General features: G+C 66.1%; 15 protein-coding genes. 13 read left to right on the forward strand and 2 right to left on the reverse strand.

Annotated elements, in window-relative coordinates; translation table 11 throughout:
* Nucleotides 1–62 precede the first annotated feature (62 nt).
* The 5 genes from BX591_RS10895 (at nucleotide 63) to BX591_RS10915 (ending at nucleotide 8,572) form a co-directional block, all read left to right on the forward strand.
* The gene (locus BX591_RS10895; RefSeq protein ID WP_111931090.1) at nucleotides 63–1,064 is read left to right on the forward strand and encodes a UDP-glucuronic acid decarboxylase family protein; all 1,002 of its coding nucleotides are present in this window, start codon (nucleotides 63–65) and stop codon (nucleotides 1,062–1,064) included.
* Nucleotides 1,061–2,143: a UDP-glucose 4-epimerase GalE gene (gene galE / locus BX591_RS10900; protein WP_111931092.1), complete on the forward strand. Its 1,083-nt coding sequence runs from the start codon at nucleotides 1,061–1,063 to the stop codon at nucleotides 2,141–2,143. Before BX591_RS10895 ends, galE begins: the two co-directional genes overlap by 4 nt.
* Before the next feature lie 10 nt (nucleotides 2,144–2,153).
* Nucleotides 2,154–3,668 (forward strand): UDP-glucose dehydrogenase family protein, encoded by a 1,515-nt coding sequence (locus BX591_RS10905; protein WP_111931094.1) that lies wholly within the window; start codon nucleotides 2,154–2,156, stop codon nucleotides 3,666–3,668.
* Nucleotides 3,665–6,316, forward strand: a complete 2,652-nt coding sequence (locus BX591_RS10910) for a glycosyltransferase family 2 protein (protein WP_111931096.1) — start codon at nucleotides 3,665–3,667, stop codon at nucleotides 6,314–6,316. The genes BX591_RS10905 and BX591_RS10910 overlap by 4 nt, the downstream gene beginning before the upstream one ends.
* A 420-nt stretch (nucleotides 6,317–6,736) precedes the next feature.
* Complete coding sequence (locus tag BX591_RS10915; RefSeq protein WP_111931098.1) at nucleotides 6,737–8,572, forward strand: ABC transporter ATP-binding protein; 1,836 nt, start codon at nucleotides 6,737–6,739, stop codon at nucleotides 8,570–8,572.
* A gap of 48 nt (nucleotides 8,573–8,620) precedes the next feature.
* On the opposite strand, the gene BX591_RS10920 is transcribed toward BX591_RS10915, so the two are convergent.
* Nucleotides 8,621–9,214, reverse strand: a complete 594-nt coding sequence (locus tag BX591_RS10920) for a flavin reductase family protein (RefSeq protein ID WP_111931100.1) — start codon at nucleotides 9,212–9,214, stop codon at nucleotides 8,621–8,623.
* Between the two features lie 182 nt (nucleotides 9,215–9,396).
* Here BX591_RS10920 and BX591_RS10925 point away from each other — a divergent pair, with 182 nt between their 5' ends.
* The 5 genes from BX591_RS10925 to BX591_RS10950 all read left to right on the forward strand — a co-directional run bounded on the left by BX591_RS10925 (nucleotide 9,397) and on the right by BX591_RS10950 (nucleotide 15,669).
* Complete coding sequence (locus BX591_RS10925; protein ID WP_111931102.1) at nucleotides 9,397–10,011, forward strand: hypothetical protein; 615 nt, start codon at nucleotides 9,397–9,399, stop codon at nucleotides 10,009–10,011.
* 335 nt (nucleotides 10,012–10,346) lie between these two features.
* Nucleotides 10,347–11,243 (forward strand): LysR family transcriptional regulator, encoded by an 897-nt coding sequence (locus BX591_RS10935; RefSeq protein ID WP_111931106.1) that lies wholly within the window; start codon nucleotides 10,347–10,349, stop codon nucleotides 11,241–11,243.
* 205 nt (nucleotides 11,244–11,448) lie between these two features.
* Nucleotides 11,449–13,107 carry an MFS transporter gene (locus tag BX591_RS10940; protein WP_111931108.1) on the forward strand — a complete coding sequence of 553 codons (1,659 nt, stop codon included), beginning with the start codon at nucleotides 11,449–11,451 and terminating at the stop codon, nucleotides 13,105–13,107.
* Nucleotides 13,108–13,141: 34 nt separating this feature from the next.
* Nucleotides 13,142–14,218: an HlyD family secretion protein gene (locus BX591_RS10945; protein WP_111931110.1), complete on the forward strand. Its 1,077-nt coding sequence runs from the start codon at nucleotides 13,142–13,144 to the stop codon at nucleotides 14,216–14,218.
* Nucleotides 14,215–15,669: an efflux transporter outer membrane subunit gene (locus tag BX591_RS10950; RefSeq protein ID WP_111931112.1), complete on the forward strand. Its 1,455-nt coding sequence runs from the start codon at nucleotides 14,215–14,217 to the stop codon at nucleotides 15,667–15,669. Before BX591_RS10945 ends, BX591_RS10950 begins: the two co-directional genes overlap by 4 nt.
* 42 nt (nucleotides 15,670–15,711) lie before the next feature.
* Here BX591_RS10950 and BX591_RS10955 read toward each other — a convergent pair whose 3' ends face one another.
* Nucleotides 15,712–16,926, reverse strand: coding sequence for an ROK family transcriptional regulator (locus BX591_RS10955; protein ID WP_167444526.1), 1,215 nt, complete (start codon nucleotides 16,924–16,926; stop codon nucleotides 15,712–15,714).
* A 197-nt stretch (nucleotides 16,927–17,123) separates the two neighbouring features.
* Between BX591_RS10955 and BX591_RS10960 the strand changes: the two genes are divergently transcribed.
* The 3 genes from BX591_RS10960 to BX591_RS10970 all read left to right on the forward strand — a co-directional run bounded on the left by BX591_RS10960 (nucleotide 17,124) and on the right by BX591_RS10970 (nucleotide 20,222).
* A complete protein-coding gene (locus BX591_RS10960) occupies nucleotides 17,124–18,602 on the forward strand; it encodes an APC family permease (protein WP_111931519.1) in 1,479 nt (492 codons plus the stop codon).
* On the forward strand, nucleotides 18,592–19,617 hold the full coding sequence (locus BX591_RS10965) for an ROK family protein (RefSeq protein ID WP_111931116.1): 1,026 nt from the start codon (nucleotides 18,592–18,594) through the stop codon (nucleotides 19,615–19,617). Before BX591_RS10960 ends, BX591_RS10965 begins: the two co-directional genes overlap by 11 nt.
* A 173-nt stretch (nucleotides 19,618–19,790) precedes the next feature.
* Nucleotides 19,791–20,222 (forward strand): PRC-barrel domain-containing protein, encoded by a 432-nt coding sequence (locus BX591_RS10970; protein WP_111931118.1) that lies wholly within the window; start codon nucleotides 19,791–19,793, stop codon nucleotides 20,220–20,222.
* Nucleotides 20,223–20,232 lie beyond the last annotated feature (10 nt).

Here is a 20,232-nt window from a genome sequence, read left to right on the forward strand (position 1 = left end):
ACCTGATTCCCGCATCTACTCCGATCATTCAGGCGGAGTATTCACCGACCCGAGGAGTTGTCATGAACGTCAGATCGCTGGATGCTGCAAAGAAACGTCCCATTGCCATGGTCACGGGAGGCGCGGGTTTTCTCGGCAGCCACGTGTGCGACCGCCTCATTGCAGAAGGAGCGCATGTCGTCTGCGTGGACAACCTGATGAGCGGACGGCGCGCGAACATCGCGCATCTGCGCGCGCTGCCGCAGTTCTCGTTCATCGAGGCCGACGTGTCGATGCCCCTGCCGCAAATCGATGTCGACGAAATCTGGAATCTCGCCTGCCCGGCCTCCCCGCCCTGCTATCAGCGCGATCCGGTGCATACGCTGCTGACCAACGTACTCGGCATGAAGAACTGTCTCGACCTCGCGCTCAACGCCGAGGCCAGCGTGTTCCAGGCATCGACCAGCGAGGTGTACGGCGACCCGGAGGTTCATCCACAGGTCGAGAGCTATCGCGGCCAGGTGAATTCGACCGGCCCACGAGCCTGCTACGACGAAGGCAAGCGCGCCGCCGAAACACTCTGCTACGACTACCAGCGCAGCCACGGCGTCGACGTGCGCGTCGCGCGGATCTTCAACACCTACGGCCCGCGCATGGACCCGTCCGACGGCCGCGTCGTGTCGAACTTCATCGTGCAGGCGCTGCACGGCGCACCGCTCGAACTGTATGGCGGCGGCACCCAGACCCGTTCGTTCTGCTACGTCGACGATCTGATCGAAGGATTCTTCCGCCTGATGCGCGCACCGCAAGCGGCGAGCGGCCCCGTCAACCTCGGCAATCCGGGCGAGTTCACCATGCGCGAGTTGGCCGACTGCGTGATCGAGATGACCGGCTCGTCGTCGTCGATCGTCGCGCGGCCGCTGCCGGTCGACGATCCGAAGCAACGCCGCCCGGATATCGGCATGGCCGCCGCGTTGTATGACTGGCAGCCGGCCATCCCGTTGAAGGAAGGACTTGCCTGCACGATCGCGTACTTCACCGACGAACTCTGGCTGGCGCCGTTCGCCGAGGAGAAGGCCGCATGAGAGTCCTCGTCACGGGCGGCGCCGGCTTTATCGGCAGCCATACCTGCAAAGCGCTGGCGCAGGCCGGCCACACACCGATCGTCTTCGACAACCTGTCCACCGGTCACGCGGACGCCGTGCGTTGGGGGCCGCTGCATACCGGCGACATTCTCGACCCCGTGTCGCTCGACGCCGCGTTCATCACCTATCGGCCGGAACTCGTGCTGCATTTCGCGGCGCTCGCGTATGTGGGTGAATCGGTCGTCGATCCGGCGCGCTATTACCGCGTCAATGTAGCCGGCACGTTGTCGCTGCTCGATGCCATGCGGCGTCACGGCGTGAGCCGCATCGTGCTGTCGTCGAGTTGCGCGACCTACGGCATTCCGGCCACGCTGCCGATCTCCGAAGCGAGTCCGCAACAGCCGGTCAATCCGTATGGGTTCACGAAGCTCGCCACGGAACGGCTGGCCGCGGACTACGAGCGCGCGTACGGCATGCGCTGGATCGCGCTGCGCTACTTCAACGCGGCCGGCGCCGATCCGGAAGGCGAACTGGGCGAGCGGCATGCGCCCGAAACCCATGCGATTCCGCTCGCGATCGGCGCCGCGCTCGGCAGCGCGCCGCCCTTCCGCGTGATGGGTACCGACTATCCGACACCGGACGGTTCCGCCGTGCGCGACTACGTGCACGTCACCGATCTCGCCGATGCGCATGTGCGCGCCGTCGATCACCTCGGCCATGGCGGCCCGAGCGGCGCGTTCAATCTCGCTACCGGGCGCGGCACCTCGGTACTCGAATTGATCGACGCGGTGGCCGCCATCACCGGCTGCACGGTGCCGGTGATTCACGCGGCGCGCCGCGCCGGCGATCCGCCCGAGTTGTATGCGAACGCCGCGCTGGCCGAACAGGTGCTGGGCTGGCGGCCGCGCTTCGTCGAGATTGCGCCGATGGTCGCGACCGCCGCGCGGTGGTTCATGACGCACACGGAGCACACGCAGCAGGCGGAGCAAACCGGACCCGCACAGGAAACCCTGCACGACAGTCTCGACCCGGCGGGCGCCGGGCCGGTTCGTCTCGCGCAATCGTTGGACCAACGATAGGAGGTGTGAAATGACCGTACGCATTGCCATTGTGGGGACCGGTTACGTCGGTCTCGTAAGCGGCGCATGCCTGGCCGAGCTCGGTCACGACGTCGTCTGCATCGACACCGACGCGCGCAAGATCGACGGCCTCAACAACGGCGTGATACCGATCTACGAGCCCGGTCTCGACGCGCTGGTGAGCCGCAACGTCGAACAGGGCCGTCTGCATTTCAGTCTCGATCTGGCGGCCAGCGTAAGCGAACGCGAAGCGGTGTTTATCGCGGTCGGCACGCCGTCGCATCCGGGCACCGACCGCGCCGATCTGCGCTTCGTGATGGGCGTCGCGCAGGAAATCGCGGCAAGCGTCGACCGGTTTACCGTGATCGTCACCAAATCGACCGTGCCAGTCGGCACCAACCGGCAAGTCAGGCAGGTCGCGGAACGTCATCTGCGGCTCGGCCAGACGGTTGCGGTCGCATCGAATCCGGAGTTCCTGCGCGAGGGCTCGGCCATAGAAGACTTCCTGCATCCCGACCGTATCGTGTTCGGCACCGAGAACGAAGCCGCGGCCGCCGTCATGCGCCGCATCTATGCGCCGCTCGCGCAACTGGGCTACGAGGTGCTGGCCACCGAAATCGAAACCGCCGAGGTCATCAAGTACGCCGCGAACGCGTTCCTCGCGATCAAGATCAGCTACATCAACGAGATCGCCGACTTGTGCGAGGTGGTCGGCGCGGACGTCGAGCGGGTCGCGGCCGGCATCGGCCTCGACCGGCGGATCGGCGCGGCGTTCCTGAAAGCCGGGCCGGGCTGGGGCGGTTCGTGTTTTCCGAAAGACACGCGCGCGCTGAAAGCCACGGCGTCGGAATACGTCGTGCCGATGCGTATCGTCGACGCGGCGATCGAAGCCAATACCCAGCGCAAGGACGCTGTCGTCGCCAAGATCGAACTGGCCTGCGGCGGCTCGGTGGCGGGCAAGCGGTTGGCGGTGTTCGGCCTGACCTTCAAAGGCGAAACCGACGACGTGCGCGAAAGCCCGAGCATCGACGTGATCCGCGCGCTGGCCGAACGCGGCGCGAAAATCCGTGCGTACGACCCGTCGCAACCGGCGGAAGCCGCGCGTCTGCTGCCGATGATCGGCATCGCCAGCACGCCGGTCGGGGCGATCCGCAGCGCCGACGCCGTGGTGATCCTGACCGACTGGCGGCACTTCGTCGAATGCGATCTCGGCGAGCTGGCCGCGCACATGTCGGACCCGGTCATGATCGACCTGCGCAATCTGTACGAAGAGTCCTGGGTACGGCGCAACGGCTTCCGGCATTACGTGCGGGTCGGGCGCAAAACGGCCAGCGTCGCGCAGCGTCAACTGTCGGTGCAAACGGTGCATCGGCAGATCGGCTGGACGCCGTCGCAAAGCGATCTGCTGATGCTGGCCACCACGCCCGCCATGGCGATGAACGCCGGTGTGCCGGACGAGAACGAGGCGAGCGTCGCTATCGCGAGCGCCGCCGCCGTGTCGACGATGGCCGGCGAGGCGACATGAGCGACTCACCCTTCGCGCCGGAGTCGCCGGCGCAGTTAGGCTGGCGTGGCGCCGAAGCGCACCGTGAAGCCGGGCCGGCGGCCCGGCTTCACGCGGGCGAACCGTTTCTGGTGCCGCTGCTGACGCGCCGGCAGCGCGTCCAGTTCGCGGCGCTGTGCGTCTGCTGGGCCGTCGCGCTGATCGCGTTCTGGGCCTGGTGGTTGCAGCCGGAACACGACATCGACCGGACTCGCTACGCGATCAATTGCGCGGTGCTGTTCTGGACCACGGTGATTCCCGGCTACTTCATGCTGATCTTCGCGCGGGCGCGCGTGTCGAATCCGGCGTGGCCGGTGCCGGACGGTTTGCGCGTGGCGATGGTCGTCACCAAGGCGCCATCCGAGCCGTTCGCGGTGGTCGAGACCACGCTGCTCGCGATGCTCGGCCAGCCCTATCCGCACGACACGTGGCTCGCCGACGAAGACCCTGATGTAGCAACCATCGACTGGTGCATGCGCCACGGCGTGCTGCTGTCGACACGTAAGGGCGTCGACGGTTATCACAACGCGTCATGGCCCAGGCGCACGCGCTGCAAGGAAGGCAACCTCGCTTACTTCTACGATCACTACGGCTACGAACGCTACGACCTGGTCGCGCAGCTCGACGCCGATCACGTGCCCGAACCGGGCTACCTCGAAGCGATTCTGCGGCCCTTCGCCGATCCGCGCGTGGGCTACGTCTCCGCGCCGAGCATCTGCGACAGCAACGCCGCCGGCAGCTGGTCGGCGCGCGGCCGGCTGCATGCCGAAGGGGCGCTGCACGGCTCGCTACAAGCCGGGCACAACGGCGGCCTCGCGCCCTTGTGCATCGGCTCGCACTACGCGGTGCGCACCGTCGCGTTGCGGTCGATCGGCGGTCTCGGGCCCGAACTCGCCGAAGATCACTCCACCACGCTGATGATGAACGCGCATGGCTGGCGCGGCGTGCATGCATTGGGCGCAATCGCGCACGGCGAGGGTCCGCGCACGTTCGCCGACATGGCCACTCAGGAATACCAGTGGTCGAAGAGTCTGGCGGTGATTCTGCTGCGCTATACGCGCCGCTATTTCAAGGGGCTGCCGCTGCGATTGAAGGCGCAGTTCCTGTTCGCGCAGTTCTGGTATCCGCTGTTTTCGCTGACCATGGCTGCAACCGTCGCGATGCCGGTGATCGCGCTGTGCACGCGCCGCGTGTGGAGCGACGTCGCCTATCTGTCCTACTTCGGCTACGCGAGCGCCGTCACGATCGGCATTCTGCTGGTGATGGCATGGGTGCGGCGAACCGGCAGTTTCCGGCCGTTCGACGCGAAAGTGACCTCGTGGGAAGGCATGGCGTTCCTGTTCGCGCGCTGGCCGTGGTCGCTTCTCGGTATCGGCTCGGCGCTCGCCGACTATCTGCGCGGACGCGAATTCGCCTTTCGCGTGACGCCCAAGGGCGTGCCGGTCGACGAGCGGCCGCCGTTGCGCGTGGTGCTGCCGTATCTGGCGATCTCGCTGATCTGCAGCCTGCCGCTCGTCATGATCGACGACGCCGGTAACGCGCGCGGCTTTTACGTGATCTCGAGCGTCAACGCGCTGGTTTATCTCGCGGTCGCCGTGCTGGTCGTGGCGGCGCATGCTCACGAGCAAGGGCAACGCCTGTCCCTGCTCCGCCTGACGGCCGGCGACGGCCCAGCGGTGCGCCGCGTGGCCTTCGCGGCGGCGCTGCTGGTGCTGGGCATGGGCATGACAGAGCGCTTGCCGGAAGGCGCGAACGCGCTGCTCGGACACGACCTCTCCGCGCGGGCGCCAGCCGTGCCCGACGTGGTCGTCGCGCAGCCGCAACTGCTCGGCGTCTACGACCCGGAACACGCGTTCCCGGCGAGAGACAGCGCGATCGACATCGAACATATCTTCGTCTCGTGGGACGACCCGGGCGCGCCGACGCTGATCCAGAACGCCTACGAGTATGCGAGCCGTCTCGACCGTCAATTGCTGGTGTCGATCGAGCCGTGGCCGGCGCGCTCGCGCAACAGTCACACCCTGCTGCGCGACATCCGCGTGGGTGGCTACGACGCCGAGATCGATTCGGTGTGCGGCACGCTGCGCTCGCTGAACGCGCCGGTGTTCGTACGCTGGGGACAGGAGATGGAGACCTCGACCGGGCGCTACCCATGGGCGGTGGACGACCCGCAAGGTTACGTCGAGGCGTACCGCCATTTTGTCGCCCGCTGCCGCGACAATACGCGGCTGATGCGCTTCGTCTGGTCGCCGCGCGGCGACACGGCGCTCAATGCCTATTTCCCCGGCAAGGAATTTGCCGATTACGTGGGCTTGTCGCTGTTCGATTGTTCGTCATGCGGTACGACGGGCGCCAATCAGACACTTGCCCGGATGCTCGAGGAAAAGTACCTGCGCGTGACGCGGTACGGCCTGCCGGTGATCGTGGCGGAAATGGGCGTGGACGGTGGAGCCGAGCGCCAGCGCAGCGAACTGATCGATCTGCAACATGCCATGACGACCATGCCGATGCTCAAGGCGGTGCTGTATTTCAATGCCGTCGATGCGCCCGGTGCGTGGCCGATGACCTTGCATCGTCCTGATTGGCGCGTCGCGCCGGGAGCTCTGGAGTCGATTGGCGGGAGCGGGTGAGCGTCGCGACGGTCAATCGCGTGCGGGGTCCCGTGCATCCAGCCAGTTTCCATGGAACCCGTTCGGCACGCGGTGCGGAATCAGCCGCGCCGCGCAGTTTCGCAATCCACTCGAACGCCGGCAGGCCGGCAAGCTGAGCGAGCAGTTCGGGCTCCGACGCGAAACACACCATGTCGCGAAGTCCTGAGACATCGCCCGACGCGCTTCTACCGTCGTGCCCATCCCGCTCGATCCTGTCCCGGATCGGTCGGGAGTGGATGCTGCTGACAATCGTCGCGTTGCGGGAGGAGACTCTGCGCTTCGGCGCCACCCGCCGCCAAGGCACGCCGCTTGCGATAACAGCAAGCCGGACATCTCGACTGACACCTGCCACGCAGGTTTTCGTGGACGCCCGCCTCCCACCAACCCGGAGAACGCCACGTGGAATTAGTCGATGATGGCGACACCAGCCGCGCCGGCCGCGTGCGCAGACGGCGACGTTCGCGCGTGTTATCCCGCTACGCGGGCCGCCCCATTCGTCTGATCTGGCGTTACGTGGCGCGACACAAATTCGCGCACGCCGTCGTTATGTTCAGCGTAGTCGCGGCGGTGGGCTGCGCGTTGGCGTCGCAATACGGCATCCGCAATCTGATCGACGCATTGCCGGGCGGCCGCGCTCATCCTCAACACGTGGTACGCGCGTTCGTGGTGCTGGTCGCGCTGATCCTCGCCGACAACCTGTTCTGGCGCGTCGCCGGCTGGGTTTCCGCACGCACGTTTGTCGCGGTGACCGGCGATATCCGCCGCGAAATGTTCGACTATCTGACTGGGCACGCGCCGTCGTTCTTCTCCGACAAGCAGCCCGGCGTGCTGTCGAGCCGCATTTCGGCGACGGCCAACGCGGTGTACGTGCTCGAAAACACGGTCGCATGGACCGCGTTGCCGCCAAGCCTGACGGTACTCGGCGCCATCGCGATGGTCGCGGCCGTCAGCGTTCCGATGAGCTTGACGCTGGTCGGCATGTCGACGGTACTCGCCTTCTGTCTGTTTCTACTGGCGCGTAAGGGCACCGCTCGCCACGAGGCCTTCGCGAAACAGGCCGCTTCGGTGGACGGCGAACTCGTCGACGTGATCGGCAATATGGGGCTGGTGCGCGCGTTCTGCGCGGTGTTCACGGAAGGCCGGCGCTTCGACCGCCAGCTCGCCGCGGAGAGCGACGCGCGCAAACGCAGCCTGCTGTATCTGGAGAAGCTCAGGCTGCTGCACGCGGTGGCGACGTCGATCCTCTCGGCCTGCGTGCTCGGCTGGACGGTGTGGCTGTGGAGCATCGACCAGGCGACCACCGGCGACGTCGTGCTGATCGGCTCGCTGGGCTTCTCGATCCTGCACGGCTCACGCGACATCGCGGTCGCGTTCGTCGATCTGACCCAGCACGTCGCGCGTCTTGGCGAAGCGTCGGAAACGCTGCTAATTCCACATTCGATGCCCGAGCCCACCAGGGCAGTGCCGCTCGACGTGCGCGAGGCCACGGTGGATTTCGACAACGTGACCTTCGCTTATCCGGGCCGGCGGCCTGTACTCAACTCGCTGAATCTGCACATCGAGGCGGGCGAGCGCGTGGGCCTCGTCGGCCCCTCCGGCGCGGGAAAATCCACCGTGCTCGCGCTGTTGCAGCACTTCTACGAGCCGGGCTCGGGCACGGTGAGAATTTCGGGGCAGGACATTGCGCACGTCACGGTGCAAAGTTTGCAGGCCGCGCTGTCGATCGTTCCGCAGGACGTGTCCTTGCTGCACCGCTCGTTACTGGAAAACATCCGCTACGGCAGTCCCGATGCGAACGAGGCCGACGTGCGTCGTGCGTGTGAGGACGCCCACTGTCTGGACTTCATCGCGGCGCTGCCGGAAGGACTGGAGACGATCGCCGGCGACCGTGGCGCCAAACTGTCCGGCGGACAACGCCAGCGAATTGCAATCGCACGCGCCATCCTCAAGGACTCGCCGATTCTGCTGCTCGACGAAGCGACCTCGGCACTCGACACGGCATCCGAAATCGCCATTCAATCAGCGCTGGAACGGCTGATGAAAAACCGCACGGTGATCGCGATCGCGCACCGACTGTCGACGCTGCAGAGTTTCGATCGAATCGTGGTGCTCAATCGCGGACGGATCGTTCAGCAAGGTTCGCCGGCTCAACTGGCGGCGGTGCCGGGCATTTATCGCGACACGCTCGCACGGCAGATTAAACGCACGCCGGCGCCGCGTCCGGATCTGATGTAGGGGCGACGCTTACCTTAAGACCGTTACAAGCGCTCGCAATCGGGTTCACTACGCGTTGTCCGCCGGATCGACCACCGCCGACATCGCCTCGCCGATCGCGTAGAACTGACCGCCGGCAATGTAATGCAAGCTGCGCAACGCGGGATCCGCGCGCTCGAAATTCCAGTGACCGTTTTCGAAAACGCGCGTATCGGCCCACGCGCCGACCACTTCGCCGATGAACAGGTCGTAGGTTTGCTGGTTGTGCGGCTCCGGGATCAGCTTGCAGGCGAGCCACGCCGAGCACCCTTCGACGAACGGCAGATCGTAGCCGTCGATACCGAACACGCTCACCTTCGAGCGGCGAAGCTTGTCGGGGTCGCTCGCAAGGCTCACGGTACCGACGTCATGCGTGAGTTGGAGCTGGGCCACGGTCGGCACCTGAATGACGAACGTGCCGGTCTGCTCGATCAGCGCACGCGTGCGGGTCGCTTTGTCCAGCACGACGGTGAGCTTGGGCGGCGAGAAATCGAGCGCGCACGACCACGCCGCGGCCATGACGTCGTCCACGCCGTCGTGCCGGCCGGACACCAGCACTGTGGGGCCGTGGTTGAGGAGCCGGTAAGCCTTCTTCATGTCGACCGGTGCGATATGACTGTCCATGCGGATTCCTTCAGAGGCGACGTTTTTCACGTCTCACGTTGCAAACCAGACGAAGCTTATATCAGACGCCCGGATCGGATGCCGGCATCCGCACGGCGCGATCTTTGCGTTTCGCGGTCCGGTCACGAGCAGTCGATTATCATTAAGTGGCACGCATCACGTGAATAATCCGGTGGTTGGATATGACGAATACAGGCAAGGCATTGATCATTGGGCTGGTGCTAATCGACCTTGGCGTGGTCGGTTATCTGCTGGTTCCTAAAGGTGAACGAACGAACGCGGCGAGCGGCGCGACAGGCGGCGCGGTGGCGACCAGTTCCGTCAGCGCGGCGGTGGTCGGCCCCCGTGCCAGCGACACACACGTCGTGGCGGGCAGCGTGCTGCCTACGGCGCCGTCGTCCGCTCAAAGCGGCGGCGAAATCGCGGCGGTAGCGCCGCTGTCGCCGCCGCGCAAGCCGAGTGCTCGTGCAGTCAAACCGGTCACGATCAACGCTTCGGGAGAAACGAAAACGACCGGACCGCAGTCAGCAGACGGCGCGCATGGCGATATCAGCCGGCAAGGCTCGAACCCGGTCGCGGCGGCGATGACGGACGCACTCGTGAAGGAATCGGCCAAACCGGATCCGTCTTTGCCGATGCCGACAACGCCGCCTGCGCCGGAACCGGCCGCCGCGCGCGACGGGCCCTATCCGCGCGGGTCGAACCCCGTTGCCGCAGCCATGACGCAGGAACTGGTCAAGCAATCGGCCCGCGTCGATTCGGCGTCGCAACCGCCGGCGCGATCGGGGACGCAGTGACGGCGCGGGGCCGTCGAACCCGTTCCCGCGAAACAACCGCGCCCCGCAGTCCTCACGAAACCTTCTTCATCCCCTCCCGCACGAACTCCACGAAACGCGTCACCACCGCGTCGTCGCGCGCGGCCCCGACCTCTACAGGCTGCTGAGCCGGCCAGACAACCGGCTCACAACGAATCTCGAACCTCCCAGCCGCTCCCCACGCGGCTCGATCGCCGTCAGCTTCGCGCAGGTGGGCCGCAACCGGTTGACCGGCTAGCGCCCTCCTTCGCCCATTTCCCTGCAAACAATCCGGTCCTGCGTCAAACTGCACGCCTCGTCCACCATCGTTGCGTGCCATGCAGTCACCTGACCTCAACCTGCTGATCGCGCTGGACGCCTTGCTCGAAGAAGGCTCCGTGGTCGGCGCCGCGCAACGCATGCATCTGAGCGCGCCCGCCATGAGCCGCACGCTCGCGCGGATTCGCGACGCGATCGGCGATCCGGTGCTCGTCAAGATCGGCCGGCGCATGGTGCCGACGCCTCGTGCGCTCGCGTTGCGCGACCAGGTGCGCGCTTCGGTGGAAAACGCGGTGCGGCTGCTAAGGCCCGAACCCGATCTCGATCTGGCCACGCTCGACCGCACGTTCAACCTGCAAGCGAACGATACCTTCGCCAGTTCGTTCGGCGGCGGCGTGCTGGATCGCGTGCGGCGTGAAGCGCCGCATTCGGTGCTGCGCTTCGAACCGGGCAACGACATCGAAGCGCATGTCGTGCTGGAAGGCAAGACCGATCTGCTGATCACTTCGATGCGTCCATTGGGGCCGGACATCCATATGCAGCGCCTGTTCACGACGACGATCGTCGGTCTCGCGCGCGACGATCATCCGATCTTCGACGGCGAAATCACGCCGCAACGCTTCGCGTCTTACGACCAGGTGAGCGTGTCGCGCCGCGGGCGCGCCACCGGTCCGATCGACGTCGCGCTCGCGGCGCTGGGCTTGACGCGCACGGTGTCGCTGGTGGTGCCGTCGTTTCATACCGGGGTGTTCGCGGCCGGCTCGTCGGACCTGATCGCCGCGTTGCCGGACCATGTCGCGGACACCGCGAAAGCGTTGGGCGTGCGGGTGCGGTCGTTTCCGATTCCCATGCCGCTGGAGACGATCGTCGTGATTCAGGCGTGGCATCCGCGTTTCCAGAGCGACCCGGCGCATCAGTGGTTGCGGCGTGTCGTGCGGGATGCGTGCGGCGGATAGCCGGCTTCTTTAACGCCGTTCGCCGCAATCGATGCGTGTGTTCAACGCACGCATCGATTGCAAAAATCGCAATTTCCGAATCGATCGATGCTTCGTAGACTGGCTCCTGTCCCATTCCTGGAGCCAGCATCATGTGTCTTTTCGATGCGATCGGTCTGACCCGTCTGCCCCATTACGCGCTCCGTTTGCGTGACCGGCGGGTCGTGTGAACACCGTCGTCAATCCAGTGCCCGCGTTCGCGACACCACAGCAAACACTGCCGCATACGCCATCGCAAACAACAGCTCCGCCCACGGCCCCCGCGTTCACCACACGCGTGATTGTCGGGCTCGTGGGCGTGTTGATCGCCGTCGTCATCGCGCAACTCAACGACCACGTCACCGACATCGCCATGGCCGACATTCGCGGCGCGCTGGGCATCAGTCGCGACCATGCGTCGTGGCTGGGCACCGCTTATCAGGTCACGCAAGTCTCGGCGATGATGTTCGCGCCGTGGTGTTCGGCCACCTTCTCGCTGCGGCGCTTCACGATCGGCGCGGTGACTGCGTTCGCGCTGCTCGGCGTGATCTTTCCCTTCGCGTCGACGTTCGGCGCGCAACTGACGTTGCGCGCGCTTCAAGGACTCGCGGGCGGCTGCCTCCCGCCGATGCTGATGACCGTCGCGCTGCGCTTCCTGCCGCCCGGCATCAAGCTCTACGGCCTCGCGGCGTACGCGCTGACGGCCACCTTCGCACCGAACCTCGGCACGCCGCTGGCGGCCCTCTGGACCGACTACGTCGGCTGGCGCTTCCTGTTCTGGCAGATCGTGCCGCTCGCGTTGGTGGCGATCGGCATGATCGCGTGGGGTTTGCCGCAAGATCCGCTGCGCCTTGAACGCTTCAGGCAATTCGACTGGCGCGGCGTGCTGCTCGGTTTCCCTGCCATGGCGATGCTGGTGGTCGCGTTGGAGCAAGGCACCCGCGTCGGCTGGACCGACGCGCCGTGGCTCTGCGCGCTGCTCGTCGGCGGCGCCGCGCTGCTGGTGCTGTTTCTCGTCAACGAATGGTTTCACCCGTTGCCGTTCTTCAAGATCCAGTTGCTGGCGCGGCGCAATCTGTCGCATGCGCTGCTCACGCTCGGCGGCGTGCTGCTGATCCTGGTTGCCGTACCGAGCCTGCCCGCCGGCTATCTGATCGAGGTGCACGGCTACCGGCCGTTGCAACTCGCGCCGCTCGCGCTGTGCGTCGCGCTGCCGCAACTCGTGGCGTTGCCCGCGGTCGCCGCGCTGTGCAATCTGCGGCGGGTCGATTGCCGCTGGGTGCTAGCGTGCGGCCTCGGTCTGATCGCCTTGTCGTGTTTCGCGGGCAGCTTCATGACGTCCGACTGGATTCGCAACAACTTCTACACGCTGCAAATCATGCAGATCGTCGCGCAGCCCATGGCGGTGATCCCGCTGTTGATGCTCTCGACCAACGGCATGACGCCGCAGGAAGGGCCGTTCGCGTCCGCCTGGTTCAACACCGTGAAGGGTTTCGCCGCCGTGGTCGGCACCGGTGTCACCGAAGGCCTCACGACCTTGCGCGAACGCTTCCATTCGCACGTGCTGATCGATCAGTTGGGCAACCGGCCGCAAGCGTTCGCGATGGCACAGCAGGACCTCGCGGCGCGCCTGCATGTCGATGCGCATGCAGCGCTGGCATTGCTCGATCATCACATCCACGAACAGGCGCTCGTGCTTGCTTCGGCGGATGTCTTCCGCCTGATGGCCGGCGTCGCGCTGCTGCTGATTCTGCTGACTGCCGTCATCCCGACGCGGGTGTATCCGCCGCGCGCCGCCGTCATGCCGGCCACGCCCGCGCCCCTGCCTGCGCCAATCAAGCAGTGAACCGATCCGATCGAACGAGTAAAAAGGTTGACCCATGTCTGAGTCGAAATCGAACAAGAAAATTTACGCCGTCGGCACAGGGGCGATCGTGCTGCTCGGCCTGTGCGCCGCGCTCGCGTATGGCGTGTTGAAACCGTCCGGACCCAGCACCGACGACGCCTTCGTCAGCGCCGATTACACCGTAGTCGCGCCGCGCGTTGCCGGTCAGATCGTCGCACTCGGCGTCGACGACAATCAGTTCGTGCGCAAAGGACAACTGCTCGCGCAGATCGACGACCGCGATTACGCGGCGGCGGTCAACGCGGCAAACGCCAACGTCGCGGCCGCCCAGGCGGCGATCGACAACGTATCGGCGAGCCTCGTGCAGCAACAGTCGCTGATCGATCAGGCGGCCGCCGCGCTTTCCGCCGCGCACGCGAACGCCGTGTTCGCGCGCGCCGACGACGCCCGCTACGCCGACCTTGCGCAACACGGCGCCGGCAGTCTGCAGAACGCACAGCAGGCGCGCTCGCGGACCGACACCGCGCTCGCCGACGTCGCGCGCAACGACGCCGCGTTGAAAGCGGCGAGACAGCAGGTCGCCGTGCTGACGACCCAGCGCGAGCGCGCCGAAGCCACGCTCCAGCAGACGCAAGCCGCGCTCGATAGAGCGCGCCTCGATCTGTCTTGGACCCGCATCGTCGCGCCGATCGACGGCGTGGTGGGACAGCGCGCCGCGCGTGTCGGCGCGTACGTCACGCCGGGCTCGCCGCTGCTGGCGGTCGTGCCGTTGCAGCAGGCTTACGTGGTGGCGAATTACCAAGAGACGCAACTGACGGACGTACGTCCCGGCCAGGCGGCCGAGATTCGCGTCGATACGTATCCGGGCGTGGTGCTGCACGGCACGGTCGACAGTTTCGCGCCCGCGACCGGCGTCACCTTCGCGGCCATCGCGCCCGACAACGCCACCGGCAACTTCACCAAGGTGGTCCAGCGGATTCCGGTCAAGATCGTGCTGACGGCAAGCCAGGCGTCGCTCGATAAATTGCGCGTCGGCATGTCCGTCGACGCGACGATTCGCACCGGCAACACACCTGCTTCGTCAGCGGGCGAAAAGGTCGCCGCGCGATGAACACGCTCATCTCACGAATCGCCCTGGGCGTGTGCGTGCTGGGGCTGGCGGCCTGCACGGTCGGGCCTGATTTTCAGCGTCCGGCGGCGGCGTTGCCGGATCGCTGGGACGCGGGGCAAACTCCCCGGTCGCTCTCCACAGCGCAGTCGCAGATCGTCGACGGCGCGCTCGATCCGCAGTGGTGGAACGTGTTTCACGATGCCGAACTGTCGTCGCTGATCGCGCGTGCCGCCAATGCCAACCTCGACGTCAAGACGGCAAGCGCGCGGCTGATGCAGGCCCGCGCCGCGCGTCGTGTGAGCGGCGCGGATGCGCTGCCCTCGGTCGAAGGCACGGCGTCGTATCAACACGCGCGCTCGAGCCAGAACGGGCTGCTCGACGTGGCCGGACTCGGCGGCAAGCACGATTTCAACGTGTGGCAACCGGGGCTCGACGCGTCGTGGGAACTCGATCTGTGGGGCCGCGTGCGGCGCGAAACCGAATCCGCCGATGCCAGCGTCGAAGCCAGCGCGGATCTGCGCCGCGACGTGTTGCTGGCAACGCTCGCCGACACCGCGAGCAACTACCTGCAATTGCGCGGCGTGCAGGCGCAACAGCAAATCGTTCAGCAGAATCTGGAGATCGCGCGGCACAGCCTGGCGTTGACGAAAATCCGATTCGCCGACGGCGTCGCGACGCGTCTGGACATGGCCGAAGCCGCCGCGCAGGTCAGCACGATCGAAGCGCAATTGCCGTTGCTCGACAACCAGCACGCACGCCTCGTCAATGCGTTGAGTTTTCTGATGGCCGCGCCGCCGCACACACTGAATAGCGAATTGCGCGCCGCCGCACCGATTCCGGCGCTGCCGCCGCGCGTGCCGGCCGGGCTGCCGTCGGCACTGGCGGAGCGCCGGCCGGACATTCGCGCGGCCGAAGCGCGTTTGCATGCGGCGACCGCGCGTATCGGCGTGGCGGTCGGCGACTTTTATCCGCGCGTCACGCTGTCGGCGAATCTGAGTTTGCAGGCCATGCATTTCGACGATCTCGACCAGTGGAGTTCGCACATGTTCGGCGTCGGTCCGGCGTTGAGCGTGCCGCTCTTCGAAGGCGGCCGGTTGAAAGGACAACTGGCGCTGCGCGAAGCGCAACAGCAGGAAGCGGCCATCGCATTTCAGCGCACGGTGCTGAACGCCTGGCACGAAGTGGACAACGCCATGAGCGATTACGACGCACGTCAGTCACAGCACGACAAGCTGGCGGAGGCGGTCGAACAGAACCGGATCGCGCTCGATAACGCGCAACGTCAGTACGTTGCCGGCGCGGCGGATTTTCTGAATGTGCTGACCGTGCAAAAGGATCTGCTCGGCACGCAACAGGCGCTCGCCGCGAGTTCGACCGAGGTGGCGGTGTCGCTCGTGACGTTGTTCAAGGCGTTGGGTGGGGGTTGGCAGACCACGTACCCCGTTTCGTGAAGGCGTAAGGCGGCACGCGCCGCCGTCGCTGAGTCGCCCTCGCTAAGCCGTCGTCGCGTACCCCAACCGCTCGAAAGCCTTCACACGCGCCCGCTCGACACCCAGCACGATCGCGCCGAGCAGCACCGCGTCGGTGCCGGTCGCCGAGACCGCAAACTCGGGCACCGGAATCGGCAGCCATTGCGCGAGATGATCGCGGATCGCCGGCAACAGCAATGCGCCGCTGCGGCCGACGCCGCCGCCCAGCACCACCAGCTTCGGATCGAGAATCGGAATGATCGACGCGAGCCCCCACGACAGCTGACGCGCTTCTTCCGCCACGCAATCGAGCGCGCGTCGGTCGCCGGCGTTCGCCGCGACGAACACCTCCTCGGCATTCGACACCGTCAGCCCGCGCCGCTGCGCCTGCGCAACGATCCCCTTCGCCGCCGACGACGCTTCGAACATGGGCCGGTACACGCCATCCGATTTCGAACCCACCTCGGGGGCTGCGGGCAACACCGCGATCTCGCCGGCAAAGCCGTGCGCGCCGCGATGCAAACGGCCATCGGCGATGATGCCGAGACCCACGCCCGTGCCGACCGACATGAACACGAAGTTGTCGACGCCGCGCCCGAGTCCGTGCTGCTGCTCGCCCAGGGTGGCCAGATTGATGTCGTTCTCGACGAACAGGTCCGCGTCGAGCGCGTCCCTTAGCGACGGAATCAGCCCCGGCCGCTCCAGATCCGGCAGGTTCGGCGCGAGACGCAAGCGGTCGTGGTCGGCGTCCAGCACACCCGGCGAACCGAACACGGTCGCGAGCACGGCGTCGCGCGAAACCTGCTGCGCGTCGAGCATCGCGTCGACGATCTCGACGATGCGCGCGACGAACCGCTCGACTTTCGCCGGCGTGCGCTTGTCGAGCCGCGCCACCACCGTGCCCGTCAGATCGGCGATCGCGCCGCGAATCCATTCCGCGCCGACGTCGATCGCGACCACGAAGCCCGCTCGCGCATGCGGCGCGTAGAGGCGCGGAGAACGCCCCGCGCTGCCGCCGCGCACCCCTGTCTGCTCGACGAGGCCCAGCCGTTCGAGATTGCCGAGCGCGGCCGTGACGGTCACCTTGGACAGCCCCGTACTCTCCGCGAGCTGCGGGCTGGAGGCCGGCGCCATCGACAGCAGATGCTGGTAAATCGCCCATTCGTTGCCCTGGCGCACGAACGCGGGACCACGGGTGACGGTGACGGTCGGCTGGCTGTGCTTTCTATGCGCGTGCATGGGCTGTCTGGTTTCGGGATGGCCGATCCTATCAACGACTGTACGGCGCGGCAAGCCGCCGTCCTGGTCGAGCCGGACGGACATTTTTGGCTCGCTTGAATTAGTAAAGAAAGTTTCCTATCATTCGGCAACACAAAAACGAGATGAATGCCGAAGCATCCGATCAACGACGCGGCAAGCGCCGCATGGAGATATCGATGAGCGATTCCACCTGGCGGGAACCGTCCCCGCAAGCCATGGCTGACGCGGCCGTAGAGCCGACGGCCGAGGCTCCGCAGTTCCGCCGTTCCGTCGGCCTGTTCCCGGCGATCGCCGTGAACATGATCCAGATTTGCGGCGTCGGGCCGTTCCTGACCATTCCGGCCATCGTCGCCGTGCTGAACGGGCCGCTCGCGATCGTCGGCTGGATTCTCGGCGCGGTGCTGGCCATGGCCGACGGCCTCGTCTGGGCCGAACTCGGCGCAGCGATGCCGGGCGCCGGCGGCACTTATCTCTACGTGCGCGAAGCGTTCCAGTACCGCACCGGCAAGCTGATGCCGTTCCTGTTCGTCTGGACCGCGATGCTCTCCATTCCGCTGATCATGAGCACGGGCATTATCGGTTTCGTGCAGTACCTCGGGTTCTTTCTGCCGACGCTTTCCGCATGGCAGACGCACGCCATCGGCGTCGGCGTCACCGCGCTGGTGGTGCTGGCGTTGTACCGGCGGATCGAATCGATTCGCGCGTTGAGCACGGTGCTGTGGGTCATCATGATGCTGGCGGTCGGACTGACCATCGCGGCCGCGTACTCGGATTTTCATCTGAGCCTCGCGACCACGCTGCCGGCCGGCGCGGGCGATCTCGGCAAGTTCTTCACCGGCCTCGGCGCCGGCCTGATCATCGCCATTTACGACTACGCCGGCTACAACACGACCGCGTACATGGGCGACGAACTGAAAAACCCCGGCCGCGTGATGCCGCGCTCCATCATCGTGTCGATCATCGCGATGATGGTGCTGTACCTCACGATGCAGATCGGCGTGCTCGGCACGGTGCCTTGGCAGGAGGTCGCGAAATCGACGTCGGTGGCGTCGCTGGTCGTGGAGCGCAACTGGGGGCATGCGGCGGCGGCGATCGTCACGGTGCTGATTCTGTTCGCGGCGTTCGCGTCGGTGTTCGCCGGCTTGCTCGGTGGCTCGCGCGTGCCCTTCTACGCGGCGCGCGACGGCGTGTTCCTCGCCGCCTTCGGCAAGCTGCATCCGAAGCATAACTTCCCGCACGTCGCGCTGATCGTGATGGGCGTGGTCACGGCGGCCGGCACGTTTTTCGATCTGACCTCCGTCATCAACATGCTGGTCGCCGTGGCGGTGCTGTTGCAGTCGGTCGCGCAGATCGCGGCGCTGACCGTGCTGCGCCGCCGTCAGCCGACGCTCGAACGGCCCTACCGCCAGTGGCTTTATCCGCTGCCGAGTCTGGTAGCGCTGGTCGGCTGGCTCTACGTGTTCTATGCGACCGACCGCCAATCGCAGTTGATGTCGACCGGCTGGCTGGTGCTCGGTCTGATCGCGTTCCTGATCTGGGCGCGCGTGGCGCGTCAATGGCCGTTCGGCCCCAAACCTATCCGCGAAGTGTTTCTCGAACGCCAGATGAGCAGCACCGCAAACGTCTCCGCTACAACGCAAACGCATGCGCGATAACGACCTGAATAAAGACCCGAATGAAACCCGGCGCACTAGCGGCAACGCCAGCGCCGGGCAGCATGGCTTTCTTCTGGCGATCGATTTCGGCGGCACCAAGATCGCCATGTCGACCACCACGGAAACCGGACAGCGCCTTCACGAAGCGGAAATTCCGACTCTGGCGCAACAAGGCGCGCAGAGCGTCATGCGACGTATGTTCGAAGCGGCACGAGCACTGATCGCGACGACCACGATGGACGCAGGCGGTGCCTTGCTCGCGGTGGCGGCCGTTACGCCTGGCATCGTGGAGCCCGACGGCATTCGCCTCGCGCCGAACAATCCGGGCTGGGACCGGCTCGCCTTGCACGACGAACTACGCAAGGGTTTCGCGATTCAGTGCGTCGGCGTGGAAACCGACGTCAAGGCCGCCGCGCTCGCGGAAGCCCGTTGCGGCGCGCTGGTCGACGTCGAATGTGGACTGTATGTGAACCTGGGAACCGGTCTCGCCGCGGCAGCGGTGATCGGTGGCAAGGTGCTGCGCGGCGCGCATGGCGCGGCCGGTGAGATCGGCTATCAGTTGCGCGGCGTGCCGGGCGAGACGCTATTCGCCGATGGCGGTGCGCCGCTGGAAGACTTCGTGTCGGGCCGTGCGATCGGCGAGCGTGCGAGCGCGCTACTGGGACGCAACGTCACCACGCGCGAAGTGTTTTCGATGCGCGACTCCGTACCGCAAGTGAAGGCGTTGCTCGACGACACGTTCCATCACCTTGGCGTGCATATCGCCAATCTGACCTTGATGCTGGACCCGTCGCGGATCGTGATCGGCGGCGGCATGGCGCGGATTCCGGGCATTGCGGACGAGATTCGCTCGTTGCTGAAACGCGCCGTGCCCTATCCGCCCGACGTGATGATCGCGGCGTTCGGACACGGCGCGGCGCTACAAGGCGCGATCGTGGCCGCCGGCGACGCATGGCGCGCGCAACGTGTGCCGACCGGTCTTGCGCCGTTGCGTGCGGTCGAACCCGCGTTGTAGCGCGGCAGTGGCCGCCATGACACGCGTTGCTCGTTGCGCAACGCAGCTGGCACCCGCTCGCAGCGCGCAGCCACCGAAGCCGGGCATGTGACGTGCTACCGCATCTCCCTGGTAGGAGGCTGACTGCCGGACCCGTCCGCCCCCCCTCCCGACACATAAACCAGGAGCCGAATATGAAAGCGAACACACTGATCTGCGCCGCCGCGCTCGCCGCGATCTGCGCGTCGCAGGGGGCAGCCGCCCAGGTGGCCGGGCTGCAACCTCTCGGCGGCACGGTCGAGCAGACGAACGCGTTGCTCAAGGGCTGGAGCGTGCGCCGCGCGCTGGTCGACGAACCGGTCTACAACGATCTCAACGACAAGATCGGCAGCATCTACGACGTGATCATTTCGCCGGATCGCAAAGCGACCTACGCGGTCGTCTCCGTCGGCGGATTCCTCGGCATGGGCAAACACTACGTGGCGATCGCGGTCGACCACTTCGAGATTCGCGACGGCAATCTGTTCCTGCCCGGCGCAACCAAGGACGCGCTGAAGTCCGTGCCTGAATTCGAGTACAACAAGCTTGAAAAAGCGACCAAGCCGCACAAGGTCAGCGCGAATTGACAGGTAGCGG

Source organism: Paraburkholderia bryophila (genome assembly GCF_003269035.1).
Taxonomy (GTDB): Bacteria; Pseudomonadota; Gammaproteobacteria; order Burkholderiales; family Burkholderiaceae; genus Paraburkholderia; species Paraburkholderia bryophila.

Bases quoted from the DNA above. Each gene is read 5' to 3' on its own strand.
- BX591_RS10895 (WP_111931090.1), top strand. From the start codon at position 63: ATGAACGTCAGATCGCTGGATGCTGCAAAGAAACGTCCCATTGCCATG.
- galE (WP_111931092.1), top strand. From the start codon at position 1,061: ATGAGAGTCCTCGTCACGGGCGGCGCCGGCTTTATCGGCAGCCATACC.
- BX591_RS10905 (WP_111931094.1), top strand. From the start codon at position 2,154: ATGACCGTACGCATTGCCATTGTGGGGACCGGTTACGTCGGTCTCGTA.
- BX591_RS10910 (WP_111931096.1), top strand. From the start codon at position 3,665: ATGAGCGACTCACCCTTCGCGCCGGAGTCGCCGGCGCAGTTAGGCTGG.
- BX591_RS10920 (WP_111931100.1), bottom strand. From the start codon at position 9,214: ATGGACAGTCATATCGCACCGGTCGACATGAAGAAGGCTTACCGGCTC.
- BX591_RS10925 (WP_111931102.1), top strand. From the start codon at position 9,397: ATGACGAATACAGGCAAGGCATTGATCATTGGGCTGGTGCTAATCGAC.
- BX591_RS10935 (WP_111931106.1), top strand. From the start codon at position 10,347: ATGCAGTCACCTGACCTCAACCTGCTGATCGCGCTGGACGCCTTGCTC.
- BX591_RS10945 (WP_111931110.1), top strand. From the start codon at position 13,142: ATGTCTGAGTCGAAATCGAACAAGAAAATTTACGCCGTCGGCACAGGG.
- BX591_RS10950 (WP_111931112.1), top strand. From the start codon at position 14,215: ATGAACACGCTCATCTCACGAATCGCCCTGGGCGTGTGCGTGCTGGGG.
- BX591_RS10955 (WP_167444526.1), bottom strand. From the start codon at position 16,926: ATGCACGCGCATAGAAAGCACAGCCAGCCGACCGTCACCGTCACCCGT.
- BX591_RS10960 (WP_111931519.1), top strand. From the start codon at position 17,124: ATGAGCGATTCCACCTGGCGGGAACCGTCCCCGCAAGCCATGGCTGAC.
- BX591_RS10965 (WP_111931116.1), top strand. From the start codon at position 18,592: ATGCGCGATAACGACCTGAATAAAGACCCGAATGAAACCCGGCGCACT.
- BX591_RS10970 (WP_111931118.1), top strand. From the start codon at position 19,791: ATGAAAGCGAACACACTGATCTGCGCCGCCGCGCTCGCCGCGATCTGC.